The 1,338-nt window shown below is 41.3% G+C and carries 1 protein-coding gene; it reads right to left on the reverse strand.

All coding sequences use genetic code 11. The features are described from left to right. Positions 1 to 235 precede the first annotated feature (235 nt). Complete coding sequence (locus tag AB6D93_RS24050; protein ID WP_017065108.1) at positions 236 to 1,264, reverse strand: IS110 family transposase; 1,029 nt, start codon at positions 1,262 to 1,264, stop codon at positions 236 to 238. Between the last annotated feature and the right edge of the window lie 74 nt (positions 1,265 to 1,338).

Consider the following 1,338-nt stretch of genomic DNA (forward strand, 5'->3'; position numbering starts at 1 on the left):
TGGCGTCGTTGAACCTCAAGCTGATTTGATCATATATGGACACTTCCTATTGGCAAGTAGTAAATCTGAAAGTTTTAGGTAAAAGATTGCAGACATATATCCGAGTTCAAGGACTCTTAATGATTTCCGCTGAGCATGCTCTTATCAACAACACGAACTTGAAAGTCCTAAGATCAAATCAGAGTTCCATACTCACGGTCTTACCTGTTTTCTCATTTCCACTTCATGCGCAATTTTAGATAGATAGTAATTCAGGATTATAGTGTTGCTGATTAGCCAATAAAGCCCATGCAATTCGAGCATTCCGATTAGCTAGTGCGACTATTGCAACATTCTTGTGTTTTCGTTTCAGTAAGTCATTCAACCAGCGGTGAGTATAAGTGGTTGGCTGTTGCTTTAAGTGCCCAAGAACAGCTCTTGCACCATGCACTAGTAGTCTTCGTAAATAGCCATCCCCCCGCTTGCTTATACCAAGCAATACTTGTTTGCCACCCGTTGAAAACTGCTTAGGTACAAGTCCAATCCATGCAGATACCTGCCGTCCATTATTAAAAGATGCGGGGTCACCTATACTTGCAACAAGTGCGGTGGCAGTTATAGGGCCAATTCCAGGGATCTCTGCGATTCTTTTAGAATCAACATTCGTACTGTGCCATTGTTCAATTTCTTTTGTTAACGCACTAATTCGTGAAGAAAGCTCATCAATTAGTTCTTTTAAATGAGTAACCACGCAGCGAATCGGTGGCGTCAAATTATTTTCAGCATCCTCTAAAACCAGAGGGAGCTGCTTGTTAAGTGATGCACTTCCTTTAGGAAAGACAAGACCAAACTCAGCCAGCAACCCACGTAATTGATTAGTTTGGCCAGTTTTCATTGAAACTAACCTTTCTCTAGCTTTGTGAACAGAAAGGATTGATTGCTGTTCAATCGATTTTATAGGTACGAAACGCATGTTAGGGCGAGTTACCGCTTCACAGATTGCTTCAGCATCAGCGGTATCGTTCTTATTTGATTTCACATAGGGCTTAACAAACTGCGGAGGCATAAGTTTAACGTCATGACCAAATTGCTTGAATACTCTTGCCCAATAATGAGCACTGGAGCAAGCTTCCATACCAACAAGACAAGGAGGCATATTGGTCAACGTTTCGGACAACTTCTTTCTGCTGATATTTTTCTTCAAAAGAACTTTGCCTGATGAATCTACTCCGTGAAGAGCAAAAGAAGATTTAGCTAAGTCGATACCTAAAGTTGCAATGGTCATGGTCTCTTCCTCATTTATGTTACCGACTATAAGTTTAGACGGTGGGTGGAAGTGTCCATATCATTAACAACGCC

Origin of the sequence: Vibrio sp. 10N.247.310.23 (assembly GCF_041467155.1) — a bacterium.
Classification (GTDB): domain Bacteria; phylum Pseudomonadota; class Gammaproteobacteria; order Enterobacterales; family Vibrionaceae; genus Vibrio; species Vibrio crassostreae_C.

Excerpts from the sequence above, each read along its gene's own strand:
- AB6D93_RS24050 (WP_017065108.1), bottom strand. The coding sequence starts at position 1,264 with ATGACCATTGCAACTTTAGGTATCGACTTAGCTAAATCTTCTTTTGCT.